Origin of the sequence: Bradyrhizobium sp. NAS96.2, from assembly GCF_001908235.1 — a bacterium.
GTDB lineage: Bacteria > Pseudomonadota > Alphaproteobacteria > Rhizobiales > Xanthobacteraceae > Bradyrhizobium.
The window spans coordinates 1-522 of record NZ_LGHK01000440.1 but is presented as its reverse complement, the minus strand read 5'-3'; the positions used below and the strand labels follow the sequence as shown (position 1 = coordinate 522).

Annotated in this window: 1 protein-coding gene; it reads left to right on the top strand. The window is 59.8% G+C overall.

Features of this window, described 5'->3' with window-relative positions; genetic code table 11:
• Positions 1–145: 145 nt before the first annotated feature.
• Positions 146–522 (top strand): hypothetical protein (locus AC628_RS41815; RefSeq protein WP_210190350.1); only part of this gene is annotated, 377 nt, incomplete at its 3' end.

Genomic DNA, 522 nt, shown 5'->3' with positions numbered 1-522 from the left:
ACGATCGAGACAAGCAGCGCGAGGAGCAGGCGAGCCTGCACACGCGCGGCGTCTGGGACTGATTGAGGGGTAGGGAGTGGGCATTTCCTTCGCGAGGCCCTCTCCACGGACCGGCCTATCTCACATTGACGGGTTTTTTTTCATCATGGCCGAAGTTTTCGACCTGTTCGGCGATCCTGTGCCGGCCAACTGGGGCGGGCGTGGTCGGCCGGAGCATGTTGCCAACCAGCAAAACCGGAATCGTGTCAGCCTGTTAGTCGCGATGGGTTGGAGCAATGAACGGATCGCGGCGGCGCTGTACATCACACAGCCAACGCTGCGGAAGCATTATTTTTCAGAGCTCAAGTTTCGGGACGTTGCGCGCGATCGGCTGACCGCGCAGGTCGGCACCAAACTGATGGACGGCGTCAACGCCGGCAACGTCTCGGCGATCCGGGAATTCCAAAAGTTTCTCGAGCGCAATGATCTCATGATGTACGGCCAGACGCAGAAGCCTGTTAAGGCCGCACCCGCTGAAAAGCC